Origin of the sequence: Phyllobacterium sp. 22552 (assembly GCF_052044585.1) — a bacterium.
Lineage (GTDB): Bacteria > Pseudomonadota > Alphaproteobacteria > Rhizobiales > Rhizobiaceae > Phyllobacterium > Phyllobacterium ifriqiyense.
Map to the genome: position 1 here is coordinate 222306 of NZ_JBQENG010000002.1, position 15969 is coordinate 238274.

Consider the following 15969-nt stretch of genomic DNA (forward strand, 5'->3'; position numbering starts at 1 on the left):
AAGAACCGAGACAAACCCATTCTCATTCGCTATAGAAAAATCATGACCATGATTACAACCACAGATCAGCTTGAACAGGCTGTTGCCGCCCTTTCCCAATCAGACTTCGTGACTGTCGACACGGAATTCATCCGCGAGACCACGTTCTGGCCGGAGCTTTGCGTTATCCAATTGGCATCGCCTGATCATACGGCGATTGTTGACGCGCTGGCCCCTGGCCTTGATCTTGCAGCGTTTTTTAAGCTGATGGCTGACGAGAAAATCGTGAAAGTGTTTCATGCGGCCCGCCAGGACATTGAAATCATCTTCCATCTTGGCAATCTGATCCCGCACCCGGTGTTCGATACACAGGTTGCGGCGATGGTTTGCGGCTTTGGCGATGCCATTGCTTATGACCAATTGGTGCAAAAGGTGGTTGGGGCACAAATCGACAAATCTTCACGATTTACCGATTGGCGCAGGCGTCCACTTTCCGAAAAGCAACTCGACTATGCTTTGGCGGACGTGACACATCTGCGCGATATTTACCTCCATTTGAAGGAAAGCCTTGAAGCCGAGGGCCGCACCGAATGGGTTCTGGACGAGATGAAAATTCTCACCGCGCGCGAAACCTATGACATGCATCCGGACGATGCCTGGAAGCGGCTGAAGATGCGCCTGCGCAAGCCGGTGGAACTTGCCGTCCTACGCAGTGTGGCAGCATGGCGCGAACGCGAAGCGCGCGAACGCAATGTGCCGCGCGGGCGTGTCATCAAGGATGACGCGATTTACGAGATCGCACAACAGCAGCCGCGCGATGCGGAAGCAATGTCACGCTTGCGAACGATTCCAAAGGGTTGGGAACGCTCCAGCATGGCAACAGGCTTGCTCAACGCTGTCAATCTGGCACTCGACCTGCCGAAGGATGAGATGCCCCGCTTGCCGAAACAAAGCGCTTCCCCGGAAGGCGCTGGAGCAGCTTCGGAGCTTTTGAAGGTGCTTCTTCGGCTTGTTACCGAAGAGCATGGCGTTGCCGCAAAGGTGGTGGCTACCTCCGATGAAATCGACAGGATCGCTTCGGAAGGTGATGTTGATGACATTCCGGCATTGCAGGGATGGCGTCGCGAAGTCTTTGGAGAAAAGGCGCTTCAACTGATCAATGGCGAGCTTTGCCTGAAATTCGAAAACAAAAAAATTCGGGCGCTGGTTCTTCCCAGTGAATGAGGGTTGCAACTGACTGCACTCATTTTGCAGCCCATAGTTACAAAAATTCAGTCAAAACAGCCGGTTTTTCTGTGAAGATCCGGCTGTTTTCCTGCAAATTACTCAATTCGGCCAATCAACCCTATTGAGTTTCGATAATTCGGCCATCATCGAAGCATCGGGCTGAGAATTCAGGACATTGATCATTGCTATGATCCATGCCGCGAAGGTTTAAACCATGACTGCTTCCTCCACCACAGCGCCCGCTCTCGCCAAAGAGGTTGCGCTCCTTGCTGTACTCGCAACTTTATGGGGTGCCTCCTACACCTTCATCAGAATTGGTGTTGAAACCATCCCGCCGATCACCTTTATTGCTGCACGCACATTGATAGCCGGAGGGCTGTTGGTGGCGATCATTAAAATGCGTGGACTTTCGCTGCCTAAGGACCCGGCGATCTGGAAGCGCTTTTTCATTCAAGCCTGTATCAACAGTGTTATCCCCTTTACCCTGATTGCCTGGGCCGAGCAGACGGTAAATGCCGGACTGGCGACTATCCTCAATTCGACCACGCCAATTTTCGCCTTTCTGCTGACGGTGCTGATTACGCGGCATGAAGCGGTGACGATGCGCAAGCTTTTGGGAACAATTGCCGGTGTCATCGGGATCAGCCTGATTATCGGAATGGAAGCCTTTCAGGGGGTCGGCAAGGAACTGGTAGCGCAACTGGCAATTGTGGCTGCAACAATCTCCTATGCCGCCGCTGCCATATTCGGACGGGGCTTCAAGGGGCTTGACCCGATGATGCCAGCCGCTGGTTCAATGGTTTGCGGCGCGGTGATACTTATCCCCGTCAGCTTGATTGTGGATCAGCCATGGACCATTGCGCCATCGGCTGACTCGCTGCTGGCACTGCTCGGTCTCTCGGTGTTTTCGACCGCCCTCGCCTTTGTTATCTATTTCCGGCTTATCCACACACTTGGCTCGGTGAGTACGACATCGCAGGCCTATCTGCGCGTTCCGATTGGTGTGGGAATCGGCGTCATCTTTCTTGGTGAAACTTTGGCCTCGACCGCATTGATCGGACTTGTATTCGTTGTCATCGGCGTTGCCGCCATGACATTTCCATCGCGCAAGAAGACTGTGCCCGCCTGATCAACCTATGGCAGCTTCTGCTGCCGGGACAATTCGGGTTGCCAAAAGATCGTGCAATTGGCGCACATAGCCGGAGCGACCGGAAGGCGCTGCGGTGTTTGAGGTCATCACCGCCACCACGGATGCATGAGGCACGACATAGATCATCTGGCCGCCATAGCCCCAGGCATAATAGAACGGCTTGCTATCCGGCATATAAGAGATGAACCAGCCCAGACCATAGCTATCGCCAGTAAATGGCGAGCTGGTTCGAGGCTTCCACGATTCTTCGATCCAGGCAGCTGGCACGATTTGCTTGCCGCCGCCCTTTCCGCCCTCAAGAAACATTTTGCCAAAGGCGAGCATGGCCCGCGGCGACAATTCCATGTCATTGCCGCCGAAATAAATGCCCTGCGGATCACGTGGCCAAGGTGGAATAGTGATGTCCAGCGGTTCGCCCAGCCAATCGCGTGCAATTTGCAATGTCGTTCGACCCGTCTTGCGGGTGAGCATTGCGGATATGAGATGCGAATTGCCGGTTGAGTAGAGCATGCGCCCGCCCGGCTCATCGACGAAATCTCGAGCGAGCGCATAACGAACCCAATCGGAGCTCTCGACCCAGCGGCCATAATTGGGGCCGGATGTACGATCAAGCCCCGCCTGCATGGAAAGCAGATTGCCGAGCGTTATTTGCGCCAGCCGAGGATCACGATCCTGCGGCAGCTTATTCGACAGGATTGGCGCAACAAGCTCGTCCAGCCCGGAAAAAACTTTGCGCTCAATGGCTATGCCAGCCAAGGTCGCAATGATTGTCTTGGAAACGGATTTTACATTGACGGGACGATCTATGGCGGGACCATGGAAACGGTGCTCAATCTGGGTCTGCCCGCCGGCATATACGATCATCGTCTGGAGTGCCGGAAAAGACGAAGCCTGTTCAATGATCTGGCTCGTTGCAACACTATCCAAAGCCACAGCTTTGCCTGGAACCTGTGCAAAAGAGATCGAAGGGGCCAAAGCGCCCGCTCCACCGGCAAGGGTGGCCAAGATGAAGCTGCGGCGATTAACCGGATAGGTTTTCATGCGACGACTTTGACGAGCATGAAGCGGTACGGCAACTCAACTCCGCTCACATGCGTGTGATCATACCGGCATATCGCAGAATTGAGTGATCAACTATAGGCATGCCCGCCAAGGCCATGACCAGAGCAAATTCCCAAAGCAAAAATTACCGATCGCAACAAATTTGAGGGAGTTCTGCAAGAAAACTGATAGAGGTCGAGGTCTCTTCCTCTCGGTGCAAACAATCCATGACTTCTTCGATCAGTTTCCGCGAGCGCATCGCTCTTTATGCTTTTCTGACCTCGCTGACATCCATTAGCATTGACGCGCTGTTGCCAGGGTTGCGCCAAATCGGAGAAGACGTTGTTGGCGGGCCGCCGCTATCCACACAGCACATCATATCGCTCTTCATTTTCGGCATGGCCGTCGGCGAGCTGCTACTAGGGCCCCTATCCGATGCCATGGGACGCAAGAAAGCGCTTGTGCTTGGCCTTGGCATTTATGCAGTTGGAACCATTATTGCGATGCTGGCCGGATCGCTGGAAGTAGTGATTCTTGGTCGGATTCTTCAGGGCGTCGGCGTATCCGGCCCCAAGATAGCTACACGCGCCATGATCCGTGACCAGTTTGAGGGCGACGCAATGGCTCGCGTAATGTCCTTGATGTTCACCCTCTTCATTATGGTGCCGATGCTGGCTCCAGCTATGGCGCAGGGAGTGATTTTTATGGCTGGATGGCGTGCCATTTTCGGCATTTACCTCGCTATGGCGATGATCCTGGGTCTTTGGCTGGTGATTCGGCAACCGGAAACACTGCCGGTCGACAAACGCATATCCTTCCGGCCGAAACTCTTGATACGGAATGGCAGGCGCATTTTGGCAAAACGCCGTGTGGCGCTGCTGATCGTCGCGACCGGGATGGTGTTCGGATCACAGCTGCTTTACCTCAGCACGGCAGCCGATTTGTTTTTCGACGCTTATGAGATCAAGGAAACATTTCCCTTTTATTTTGCGGTGCTGGCCGCAGGAATTGGACTTGCATCATTTCTCAATGCCAAGCTCGTACAGCGGTTTGGAACGGATGCCATGACGCGTGCAGCCTTTATGGGATTGGCAATAATCGGTCTTCTGATGTTGATTGCATCCGTGCTCTGGCGTGGGCACTTGCCTCTGGTGGTCCTGATGGTCTTCACCTTTTCAGCCTTCTTTACCATCGGCATATTGTTCGGAAACCTCAATGCCATGGCTATGCGCTCTCTGGGACAGGTTGCTGGCTTGGGCGCATCTTTGATCGCATCCGGATCGAGCCTTATTGCCACCCTGTTCGCCATCGCTATAGGGAGCTTCTATGATGGTATGACAATGTATCTGGCGGCAGGATTCTTTATCGCTGGTATCAGTTCGCTCGCTTTGGCGCATTTCGCTATGAAAAGCGACGCTTCGCCGGTAGAGGCGGCGCGTTGAACAAGATTACTTGCCGACTTCCATTTTAAGCGGCTTGCCGATGAGCTTTGCCAATTGTTGCAAGCGTCCTTCGGTGACATCGCCGATGAGATCAGCTTTCGATTTATCCACCACAAGGCTGATGCCATCAGAGGTGTTTTTCCACGAAAGATACGGCACGACGCCGGACATGGAAGCCGAAAATGGATAGGTAATCCGCATGATGGCGGCCAGAAGACGCGAGAACTCCAAAAGTCGCGGGCTGGCAATCGCCGCAAGCTCCGGGTCCGGTACGCTATTGGCAACCCCTTCATGACGGAAGAAATTGGCAAGCGCTATATAGGCGCGGCCAGGATGATCAATGCCGACAAAAGCGGCATTGGAGATCATGTTCAGCGCCTGACTGCCGCGATAATCGGGATGCGCCCGCCAGCTTATATCTGCAATCAGGCAGGCCGCGCGCCGGTAGCGCTTCTCATCATCAGTCTCTTTATAACCCAGCGCCGCGAAAGCATCGCCGCTCCAGTCGGCAAGTTCACGCGCATAGGCAGGCGAACGTGCACGCAGTGTCGCCAGTTCCTCGGCGGCAGAAATGAGCGGGTCATTCAACTGCTCGCTCTCGGGCAAGAGCGAATAGAGAAAGCCCTCACGCACGCCAAGTGCCGAAAAGACTACTTTCGACGGCTTCATGATCTTGATTGTTTCAAGCAATGCAATGGCGCCGTAGGACAAGAGCGCCCGGCGGTTTTTTGAGACATCCTCAATGCCGCGCATATTGTCCACATCACCGACAGCAACGCGCTTGAGGAAGCGCTGGGCTTCTTCGAACGGAATTTCATAATGATGCATGACGTGGAGCGGATAATGTTCCGCACTCATATGCAGCTTGGCAAGGTTTCGCCACGTTCCTCCAACCGCATAAAAGGCCCTGCCCTTGCCATTGGCAAGAAGCTTGGCTGTGCCCAGGGTTTTTTGAGCGATGCTCAGCGCTTCGGTCAAATCGCCTTCAGACATATCCTGCAGGCGCAGACCACCAAGGGGCAAGGTTATGCCATCACCGATCTTACGGCCTTTGACGTCGACAAGTTCCAGACTGCCGCCGCCAAGATCGCCCGCAATGCCGTCAGGATCATGAAAACCGGAAATGATGCCAAGCGCCGAATAATAGGCTTCTTCCCGGCCCGACAGAACCTTGATGGGTTCTTCAAGGATGGCTTCCGCTTCGCGGATAAATTGCGAGCCATTTTCCGCCTCACGTGCGGCGGCAGTGGCAAGCACATCCAGCGACACGGCACCAGCCTGCTCGGCAAGCGCGCGAAACCGGCGGAGCGCGCGCAAGGCGCTCTGCACGGCTTTGGCATTCAGCTTTTTGGTTTTGACCAGTCCCTTGCCAAGTCCACACAATATCTTTTCATTGAAAAGAACCGTGGGCGAGCGCGTAACACCTTCATAAACCACAAGACGCACGGAATTCGAGCCGATGTCGATGACAGCGGCCGGTCGGCGTCCCTGCACACGTCCCTGTGCTGCCGATATCATAAAGTCTGGGTTCCCAAACCGGTATATCGGCAGTCACCAGAGAAAGTCGCAATTAAATTCATTTTTCTTTCGCCGCTTTCCGCTTGCGATGGGCAATCAATCGAGGCGCAGAAGATTTCAGCGACTTGCCACGGCCTGAAAGGCTAGGATTGGTCATGAAATATTCCTGCGCATTAAAAGCATCCTCCCCATCGGCGGGAGCGATCCGCCGCGAGGTTCCATCTGCAAGTAGCTCATAACTCTGCTGGTTGTCGAGAAGGTTTGCCAGCATAATCTGTGAAAGAACCTGTTGATGCACAGTTGGATTGGTGATGGGCACCAAAGTTTCAACACGGCGGTCAAGATTACGGGTCATCATATCGGCTGACCCGAAATAGACCAGAGCGTTTTCCGATGGGAGCGGCTTGCCATTGCCAAAACAGAAAATGCGGCTGTGTTCAAGGAAGCGGCCCACGATGGACTTTGCGCGAATATTCTCCGAAAGCCCCGGCACCTGCGGACGCAGGCAGCAAATGCCACGCACGACGAGATCAATTTCCACACCGGCACTGCTGGCTTCATAAAGCGCATCGATAATCTTCGCATCGACCAGCGAATTCATTTTCATCCAGATTGCGGCAGGACGGCCAGCTTTCGCATGGGCGATTTCCTCGGCAATATGCTGAAGAATGCGAGGACGCAGCGTGATCGGGGAAACGGCAAGCTGCATTTCGCCGGAAGGCGGCGTATAGCCTGTGATGTAGTTGAAGATTTGCGCCACGTCGCGGCCAATTGAAGGCTCGCATGTGAAGAACGACAGATCCGTATAAATCTTTGCGGTGATGGGGTGATAATTACCGGTGCCCAGATGCACATAGCTGCGCAACTTGTTTTCTTCGCGGCGCACGACCAGCGACATTTTCGCATGGGTTTTCAACTCGATAAAGCCGAACACGACCTGTACGCCAGCGCGCTCCAGATCGCGGGCCCAGCGAATATTGGCCTCTTCATCGAAACGCGCCTTCAATTCGATCAAGGCAGTGACGGACTTACCGGCATCTGCGGCATCAATCAGCGCACGCACGATCGGGCTATCATTTGAAGTACGGTAAAGTGTCTGCTTGATTGCAACGACATCCGGATCGGCAGCGGCCTGACGCAGGAATTGCACCACGACATCGAAGGATTCGTAAGGGTGATGGACGATGATGTCTTTCTCGCGAATCGCTGCGAAGCAGTCGCCACCATGTTCCCGCACACGTTCAGGAAAACGCGGATTGTAAGGAACAAACTTCAGGTCCGGGCGTGCAATGCTGACAATTTCCGAAATCATATTGAGCGCAAGCAGACCGCCAAGCACGCTGATGCGATTATCCGGCACACCCAGCTCCGTAGCCACAAAGCTGCGCAGGGATTCAGGCATTTCATCATCAAATTCGATGCGGATCACCTGACCGCGGCGACGGCGCTTCAGGGCACTTTCGAACAGGCGAACCAGATCTTCCGCCTCTTCCTCGACTTCAATATCGCTGTCACGGATGATGCGGAACGTGCCGGCACCCTTGACCTCATAGCCAGGGAAAAGCCGCCCGGTGAAAAGGCTGATCGCATCTTCAAGAGATAAGAAGCGGTAGCGACCGCTATCATCCGGTATCTGGATAAAGCGCTTGAGCGCCTGCGGCAGGCGCAGGAGCGCCGTCATTGGGCGGTTATCCGTGCTGCGGTTCAGCAGCATGGCAATGGTGAAGCCGAGATTCGGGATAAATGGAAAAGGATGCGCCGGATCAATGGCCAAGGGTGTTAGCACAGGATAGATGGTTTCGAGAAAATGATCCTCCAGCCATTCCTGCTCAGCTTTGGTCAAACGATCAGGCCGAACAATTTCGATATTCTCCCTGATCAATTCCTCGCGCAAGGCACTCAGACGCAGCTGCTGGGCGGCTTGAAGTTTGCCGACTTCCTCGAGAACGAATTCCAGCTGTTCCTGCGGCGTGCGTCCATCATCACTGCGACTGGAGACGTTTTCGCGCACCTGCCCGGCCAGACCGGCAATGCGCACCATGAAGAACTCATCCAGATTGGCAGCCGAAATAGACAGAAAGCGCAGGCGCTCAAGCAAGGGCTGATGGGTATTTTGCGCTTCTTCAAGCACGCGGCGATTAAATTGCAGCCAGGAGAATTCGCGGTTGACGAAGCGATCAACGCTGGTGTGCAGATCCGGCAGAGAGACATTCTCAACAGGCTGCGGAATGGTGGGCGATTGGTCGTTCATCAATATTCTCCAGCTAAAAAAATTTCCCGCAAAATGCGGACTTAAGAGCGCACCATAGACAAGTCTTTTGACAGTTTGATAGCAATCGTCTTGAAATCGTAATCAGGATGATACAAACCGAAGCGAAAGAGAAGTCAAATGCCAAATATGCGTATTTGACGAGACGATTCAGGAGCGAAAAATGGCTGGCCACAGCATCCCTCATTTCCAGAACAGCGCAGGACATGCGACCATTGCCATCGGCGTGAAGGAATTCATGTGCGTGGGTGCCAACCCGCCTTTCGACCATCCGCATGTGTTTCTCGATCTGGGCGATGACAATGAAAAAGTTTGCCCCTATTGCTCCACGCTTTACCGCTATGACGCTTCGCTGCATGCCGATGAGACCGTCCCAGCGGGTTGCACCTATGTGGACAGGGCCGCTTGAACGCATCGCTCATCGATTTAAAGACCGAACGAAACAGGCGCGATCCCAATCCTGACCAGATTATTATCGCCGGCGCTGGCATTGCCGGATTGACGCTGGCGCTTGCCTTGAGCACCAAGGGTTTTCCAGTTCAGATATTTGAGAAAAGCGCGACCCTGGCCGAAGCCGGTGCCGGAGTGCAGCTTTCACCCAATGCCACGCGGATATTGCAGCGGCTCGGTGTTCTCGAGCAATTAACGCCATCCTCGGTTGAACCGCAGGCAATTTGTCTTGCAGATGGTTCGAGCGGCGAAATGTTGCTTTCGCTTGATGTTGGTCATGTGGCCCGCACGAGATGGGGCTCACCCTATATTGTCTGCCACCGGGCCGATCTGCAAAATGCCTTGCTGGAACAGGCGCGAAGCCAGCCCAATATAGCTATCCAGCTGCAATCAGCGGTGACACAGTACAAGCCTGGCGCAGATGGCATTATCGTTCGCGTTCAATATCACGATCGTATCGAGGAACATCGCGGGGCTTTGCTCGTAGGTGCCGACGGCGTCTGGTCGAATATGCGCACTGCCATGTCCGACATGGAGCGCGCGCGCTATACATCGACGATTGCCTGGCGTTCGACCATCGCCGCTGACCAGTTGCCAAAGAGCTTCACGTCCCTGCTGCCTCAGGGCATCAATGTTGTTGCCTGGGTTGGTTCAAACGCTCATCTGGTCGCCTACCCGATACGTTCCGGTGAAATGTTCAATTTCATTGCTGTTGCCCCGGATCGCCAAGGCGGACGGCGATGGGACGCTGGGGCTGTGCCGGAAACGCCAAGCCAAAATTTTATCCGGGAATTCAATCTTTGGCATCCCGGTATTCGCGACATCATGCTGGCGGGAAGACCTTGGACTTCATGGCCATTGTTTGAGCAGCGTAAATGCCGATACCGGATAAAGGATCGCCTGGTGCTGATCGGGGATGCTGCCCACGCGATGACGCCATATGCAGCGCAGGGAGCGGCCATGGCCATCGAGGATGCGTGGGCGCTGGCATCTGCCTTGGGGGAAAATATCGCAGCATGGCCATCGGCTTTAGACGCGTTTGACAAGACCCGCAGCAAACGTATCAAAGCAGTGGTGCGGCGCGGCGCGATGAACCAGCTCGCCTATCATGCCAAGGGGCCAATCGCCATGGCGCGCAATATGGTTATGCGCAAACGCCCTGCCGAAAAGTTTATCGAAGGGCTGGATTGGCTCTATGGATATGATGGCCAGATTTGAATGCAAAAACCCTCGCCGAAGCGAGGGTCATGAGCGCCCAAAAGGGCTTGCAGGCCAAATATAAGAAAAATGGATTGCAGTATCAAACAGGCGGCCATAAGGCCGCCGTTTGGTAACATTGCAGAAAACTATCTCAATGAAGAATCTGGCTGAGGAATAGCTTCGTGCGTTCGTGCTGCGGATTATCAAAGAACTCGGCAGGGGCGTTCTGTTCAACGATCTGGCCCTGATCCATGAAGATAACGCGATTTGCAACCTGGCGCGCAAAGCCCATTTCGTGGGTTACGCAAACCATGGTCATGCCTTCTTCAGCAAGCTGCACCATTGTGTCGAGCACTTCCTTGATCATTTCCGGATCAAGGGCCGACGTCGGCTCATCAAACAGCATGATGCGTGGATTCATGCAGAGCGAACGGGCAATGGCTACGCGTTGCTGCTGACCACCGGAAAGCTGACCCGGATATTTATTGGCCTGTTCGGGGATTTTGACGCGCTCAAGAAAGTGCATCGCAATTTCGTCCGCCTTCTTCTTCGGCATCTTGCGTACCCAGATTGGGGCCAGCGTGCAGTTTTCCAGGATAGTCAAATGTGGGAATAGATTGAAATGCTGGAACACCATGCCGACTTCGCGCCGAACTTCGTCGATCTTTTTCAGATCGTTGGTAAGTTCGATACCGTCAACGAGAATCTTACCGCTCTGATGCTCTTCCAAACGGTTGATGCAGCGGATCATGGTCGACTTACCTGAACCGGACGGACCAGCAATGACGATGCGCTCGCCGCGCATCACCTTGAGATTGATGTCCTTCAGAACATGAAAATCCCCGTACCATTTGTTCATATTGATGATCTCAACGGCAACGTCTGTCGTGGAGACTTGCAGGAGCGAATGGTCGACGTGGATTTCTTCCGGGTCGATAATGTTTTCAGTTGTCATATACGTATGCTCCTAACGTTTGTGGCCAGTGTCGAGACGATTTTCCATGAAGATGGAATAGCGCGACATGCCGAAGCAGAAAATCCAGAAGACGAAACCGGCAAAAACCAGACCGGACATGGGGGTTTGCGGCGATGACCAATTTGTATCGTTGAAGTGCTGACGCACCGTCCCGAGCAAATCGAACATGCTGATGATCGAAACAAGCGATGTATCCTTGAACAGACCGATAAAGGTGTTGACGATACCTGGGATTACCAGTTTCAACGCCTGTGGCAGAATGATGAGGCCAGTTTTCTGCCAGTAACCGAGTCCAAGCGAATCCGCACCTTCATATTGCCCTTTCGGGATGGCTTGCAGACCACCACGCACCACCTCCGCCATATAGGCCGAAGCGAACAGCGCAACACCGATCAGCGCCCGCAGGAACTTATCGAATGAAACGCCCGGCGGCAGGAACAATGGCAGCATATAGCTGGCCATGAACAGGACCGTCACCAGCGGAATACCACGCACCATTTCGATAAAAATGACGCACAGCATCTTGATGACCGGCATTTTCGAGCGCCGTCCAAGTGCCAGTGCTATGCCGAGAGGAAGCGAGACGGAAATACCAACGAAGGAAATAACCAGCGTAACCAGCAGGCCACCCCAAACGGAGGTTTCGACATAGGGAAGGCCGAACCAGCCACCGACCAGCAGGAAGAATGCGACGATCGGGAATACGAAAAAGAAGACGATCGCATTCAGTACCTTGTAGGGCGCTTTTGGAATCAGAAGTGGAATCAGGAGGGCAACGAACATGATGCCCACAAGATTGACCCGCCAACGTTGGTCAATGGGGTAAGGACCATACATGAACTGGCCGAATTTGGCGTTCACGAAGGCCCAGCATGCGCCGGACCAGCCATCTGGCTGCAAACCTCCCTGTGCCACGGTCGCACATACCGACCTGTTCGGCCCGACCCACGCAGCTTGAATAAATAGCCAGTTGATCAGTGGCGGTAAAAACCATGCCAGAACGAGAAGTGCCAAGACGGTCAGAACAGCATCGACCGGCGTTGCAAGCAAATTAACCCGCACCCATCGCACAATGCCGCGTTCACCCAAGGGCGGAGTTTGACCCTGCAGCATTTCCTGACGAACGAAACTAATATTGGTGTCTGTCATGATCAGCGCTCCACCAGTGCCATTTTGGCGTTGTACCAATTCATGAACAGCGACGTCAGAATACTGAGGCTCAAGTAAACGATCATGAAAATAACGACCACTTCAAGCGAGCGGCCCGTCTGGTTCAGGATCGTTCCCCCGACGGCAAAGAGATCCGGATAACCGGCTGCAATCGCGAGTGAGGAGTTCTTGGTCAGATTCAGATATTGGCTGGCCAGCGGCGGCGTGATGATGCGCATTGCCTGTGGCACAACAACAAGCCGTGTTGTCGTGCCTGCACGTAAGCCGAGAGCATGGGCAGCTTCACTCTGTCCCTTGCCAACACCACGAATGCCAGCCCGGACGATTTCGGCGATAAAGGCCGCCGTATAGAACGACAGAGCCAGATAGAGCGAGATAAACTCAGGTCCGACCTGCGAGCCACCTTTCAGATTGAAGGCGCCAAGGATTGGATAGTCCAACGTCATAGGAAAGCCTTTGACGGCCAGCGCCAACAACGGCAGACCGACAATGAGGGCAATCGCTGTCAGACCAACCGGAAACGGCTGACCTGTTGCCATCTGACGCTTATGGGCCCAGCGTCGAACCAGCAAAGTCGCCACGACAGCTATCAGGAAAGCGACACCCGCCAGCCAGGCACCCTCACCCATAATCAATGACGGAACATAAAATCCGCGATTGTTCAGATATGTCCCAAAAGGCAGAGCTATGCTTTGGCGTGCCTGCGGTAACACAGCGAGCACACCAGAATACCAGAAGAAAATAACCAGAAGCGGCGGAACATTGCGGAAAAGCTCCACATAAACCGTACAAATCTTGCGGATAAGCCAGTTATGCGAAAGCCGGCCAATACCGATAATGAAGCCGATAATGGTTGCAGTGATGATACCCGCAATCGCCACAGTCAGCGTATTCAGAATGCCGACCAGAAGCGCCTTGGCAAAAGTGGAATCACTGGAATAGGAGACATACGGACTGCTGCTGATATCAAAACCAGCGCGGCCATCGAGAAAGCCGAAACCCGTAGCGAGCCGCGCGCGCTGAAGATTGGCGATGGTGTTGTTAACGATCCAGTACCCCAGCACAACGATGATAAGCAGTGCTAAAGCCTGAAAAAGATAACCACGGAATTTTGGGTCGTTTAAAAGCGAAACTTTGCCGCTATCTGTGCCAGGCGAAATATCCTGCGATGCCATTGGCCCCTCATTTCTGCTAAGTTCTTGTTCTTATTATTTTTATTATTATAGTAAATTGAGAGGAGGCCAGCGCCCCCTCTCCGATTTCATCATTAGCTATATGCGATTAGCGAATTGGCATCGCGTATTGCAAGCCACCCTTGGTCCACTGAGCATTGATGCCGCGAGCAATCTTGAGCGGGCTACCGGAACCGAGATTCTTTTCGAAAATCTCGCCGTAATTGCCAACTGCCTTGACGATGTTGATAACCCAATCATTGGTCAAACCGAGGTCTGTACCGAGCTTGGTATTGGCTTCCTGACCAAGGATACGCTTGACTTCAGGGTTTTCACCATTCTTCAACTCTTCGACATTGGCCTGGGTGATACCGAATTCTTCAGCAGTCAACAGGGCGTAATGAGTCCAGCGAATGATATCGGCCCATTGTGGATCGCCCTGACGGACAACCGGTCCAAGTGGCTCCTTGGAAATGATTTCCGGCAGAACAACATGGTCATCAGGAGCAGTCAGCGCCAGACGATAGGCATAAAGACCAGACTGGTCGGTCGTGTAAGCATCGCAACGACCCGAATCGTAAGCCGCGTTAACCTCTTCAACCTTTTCGAACACAACAGGATTGTATTCCATCTTATTGGTACGGAAGTAATCAGCAAGGTTAAGCTCGGTCGTTGTGCCGGCCTGAACACATACCGATGCGCCCGATAGTTGAAGCGCGGAGTTGATTCCCGAAAGCTTCTTCGCATTGATCATGAAGCCCTGGCCGTCATAATAATTGACGCCCGGGAAATCAAAACCCTGTGTATCGCGGCTGAGTGTCCATGTGGTGTTGCGAATCAACACGTCGATTTCGCCGGACTGCAGAGCAGGAAGACGATCCTTTGCAGACAAGGGCGTATATTTAACCTTGCTTGCATCGCCAAACACAGCAGCAGCAACAGCCTTACAATAGTCAACGTCAAAACCAGACCATTCGCCCTTGTCATTCGGCGCTGCAAAGCCAGGAAGACCTGTGTTAACGCCGCACTGCAAGAAGCCCTTCTTCTTTACATCTTCAAGCACTGTTGCTGAAGCGACGTTGGCAAGAAGGACCAACGCCGAAGCCGCCAGTACGCCCTTCAAAACAAGATTTTTCATAATTAATTTGCCCTTTGGTTGTTGTAGTCGTTCCCAGAGAGGTAAGTTTACATCGGTTTATTTACCCCAGCCCCGAAAAGGGCCCCAATGCCTCTCCCATTCACCTATCTATCGAAGGGCATTCTGAGGGTTTGGTCAAGGGAGAATATTTGCTCAATTTTGAAGCAAGAACGTCAAAATTGCTGCACGCGAAGCGAAAAACCGCTGATTTTCTACTCAGTTTTTCTTTTTTCGATGAAAACGGGCGCAAAATTTTCAAATTCGCGGCCAAAGCCGGAAATTCGGACTCAGTAGATCAGCACTGGATATTGCAAGCTCTCATTGGACCGCAAAGCACTCATGCCACGATGTATTTCCATGATGTTGTATGGAATCACTACTGCCGCAAAGTATTCACGAGCCTATAACCGGGAAAAATCGACCCCGTTCACAACGAAAAATAACGTGGCGGCGAGCAAGAAATCTGGCCAGCGTTATCGCGACGAGGAAGCCAATACTATAGCCCGCCACGGTATCGGTCGGATAATGCGCCTGTGCAACGATTCGGGTAAAAGCGATGAACATGGTGGCAAGGATGATCGGAAGCCGCCAGCGGGGAAACCATAAAGCCAGTATCGCCCCGACAGCCCCCATGGTGGTTGAATGGCCGGAAGGAAAGCTGGCAAGATCATCACCACCTGCAAATGGAGAAAAATGACCCGTGCCAAGCGTATCAATGAAGGGTGGGCGGGCTCTACCAATAAAGAATTTGGCGATAGCGGTACATGTTCCGGCCAGAGAGATTGCCCAAAAGGCATAGGTTGCCTGCGTGTAAGCGAGATGCAGCCGCTTTCGCCGAGGGACTGGCAAATGCTGCCAATCAATCGCGATCAGGCAGACAATGATAATGAAGGCCGGAATTACGTACCATTTTGACAGTCCGATATCTGTAATCAAGCGCAGATTGCGTAGATCACTGTCCGGCGATGTGAACATGCGCGACAAATATTCGTCATAAGGATGCAGTGACAGTACAAGAAAGACGATCAACGCGACCGCCATGGACATCGATCTCGTCCAAGCCGCCGCTCCATCCGGATGTGGACGCGCGGTGACGACATGCAAATAGCGGGCAAGAGAACGATTCAATCGTTGCGCGATGGACGATGTATCAGCCAATCAAAAATCCTTCTCCTGTTGCAACCGTCATGCAGTGCGATTATCGACGTAACCCTACAAGCCTAAAATTAAGCCGATA

The 15969-nt window shown here is 53.3% G+C and carries 13 protein-coding genes; 5 read left to right on the plus strand and 8 right to left on the minus strand.

Features of this window, described 5'->3' with window-relative positions; genetic code table 11:
- Positions 1-42: 42 nt before the first annotated feature.
- On the plus strand, positions 43-1203 hold the full coding sequence (rnd, locus tag ACTJI9_RS05200; RefSeq protein WP_115051740.1) for a ribonuclease D: 1161 nt from the start codon (positions 43-45) through the stop codon (positions 1201-1203).
- A 217-nt stretch (positions 1204-1420) separates the two neighbouring features.
- Positions 1421-2335: a DMT family transporter gene (locus tag ACTJI9_RS05205; protein WP_440806462.1), complete on the plus strand. Its 915-nt coding sequence runs from the start codon at positions 1421-1423 to the stop codon at positions 2333-2335.
- Here the strand turns inward: ACTJI9_RS05205 and ACTJI9_RS05210 are convergent, their stop codons facing one another.
- The gene (locus ACTJI9_RS05210) at positions 2336-3397 is read right to left on the minus strand and encodes a serine hydrolase domain-containing protein (RefSeq protein WP_440806465.1); all 1062 of its coding nucleotides are present in this window, start codon (positions 3395-3397) and stop codon (positions 2336-2338) included.
- A gap of 227 nt (positions 3398-3624) precedes the next feature.
- Here ACTJI9_RS05210 and ACTJI9_RS05215 point away from each other — a divergent pair, with 227 nt between their 5' ends.
- Positions 3625-4839 (plus strand): MFS transporter, encoded by a 1215-nt coding sequence (locus ACTJI9_RS05215; protein WP_440806468.1) that lies wholly within the window; start codon positions 3625-3627, stop codon positions 4837-4839.
- A 6-nt stretch (positions 4840-4845) separates the two neighbouring features.
- Here the strand turns inward: ACTJI9_RS05215 and ppx are convergent, their stop codons facing one another.
- Together ppx and ACTJI9_RS05225 are read right to left on the minus strand one after the other, a co-directional pair.
- A complete protein-coding gene (gene ppx, locus ACTJI9_RS05220) occupies positions 4846-6357 on the minus strand; it encodes an exopolyphosphatase (RefSeq protein WP_115051744.1) in 1512 nt (503 codons plus the stop codon).
- A 58-nt stretch (positions 6358-6415) separates the two neighbouring features.
- Positions 6416-8608, minus strand: a complete 2193-nt coding sequence (locus ACTJI9_RS05225) for an RNA degradosome polyphosphate kinase (RefSeq protein ID WP_115051745.1) — start codon at positions 8606-8608, stop codon at positions 6416-6418.
- Positions 8609-8789: 181 nt separating this feature from the next.
- On the opposite strand from ACTJI9_RS05225, the gene ACTJI9_RS05230 reads away from it, so the two are divergent.
- Positions 8790-9035: a zinc-finger domain-containing protein gene (locus ACTJI9_RS05230; protein ID WP_115051746.1), complete on the plus strand. Its 246-nt coding sequence runs from the start codon at positions 8790-8792 to the stop codon at positions 9033-9035.
- On the plus strand, positions 9032-10294 hold the full coding sequence (locus tag ACTJI9_RS05235) for an FAD-dependent monooxygenase (protein ID WP_440806471.1): 1263 nt from the start codon (positions 9032-9034) through the stop codon (positions 10292-10294). The genes ACTJI9_RS05230 and ACTJI9_RS05235 overlap by 4 nt, the downstream gene beginning before the upstream one ends.
- A gap of 133 nt (positions 10295-10427) precedes the next feature.
- Here the strand turns inward: ACTJI9_RS05235 and ACTJI9_RS05240 are convergent, their stop codons facing one another.
- The 5 genes from ACTJI9_RS05240 to ACTJI9_RS05260 all read right to left on the minus strand — a co-directional run bounded on the left by ACTJI9_RS05240 (position 10428) and on the right by ACTJI9_RS05260 (position 15890).
- Positions 10428-11231, minus strand: a complete 804-nt coding sequence (locus ACTJI9_RS05240; RefSeq protein WP_115051748.1) for an amino acid ABC transporter ATP-binding protein — start codon at positions 11229-11231, stop codon at positions 10428-10430.
- Between the two features lie 12 nt (positions 11232-11243).
- Complete coding sequence (locus ACTJI9_RS05245) at positions 11244-12401, minus strand: amino acid ABC transporter permease (protein WP_115051749.1); 1158 nt, start codon at positions 12399-12401, stop codon at positions 11244-11246.
- A 2-nt stretch (positions 12402-12403) separates the two neighbouring features.
- A complete protein-coding gene (locus ACTJI9_RS05250) occupies positions 12404-13597 on the minus strand; it encodes an amino acid ABC transporter permease (protein ID WP_307284121.1) in 1194 nt (397 codons plus the stop codon).
- A gap of 106 nt (positions 13598-13703) precedes the next feature.
- Entirely contained in the window at positions 13704-14732 is a 1029-nt protein-coding gene (locus ACTJI9_RS05255; RefSeq protein ID WP_115051751.1) for an amino acid ABC transporter substrate-binding protein, read from the minus strand.
- 393 nt (positions 14733-15125) lie between these two features.
- The gene (locus tag ACTJI9_RS05260) at positions 15126-15890 is read right to left on the minus strand and encodes a phosphatase PAP2 family protein (RefSeq protein ID WP_440806475.1); all 765 of its coding nucleotides are present in this window, start codon (positions 15888-15890) and stop codon (positions 15126-15128) included.
- Between the last annotated feature and the right edge of the window lie 79 nt (positions 15891-15969).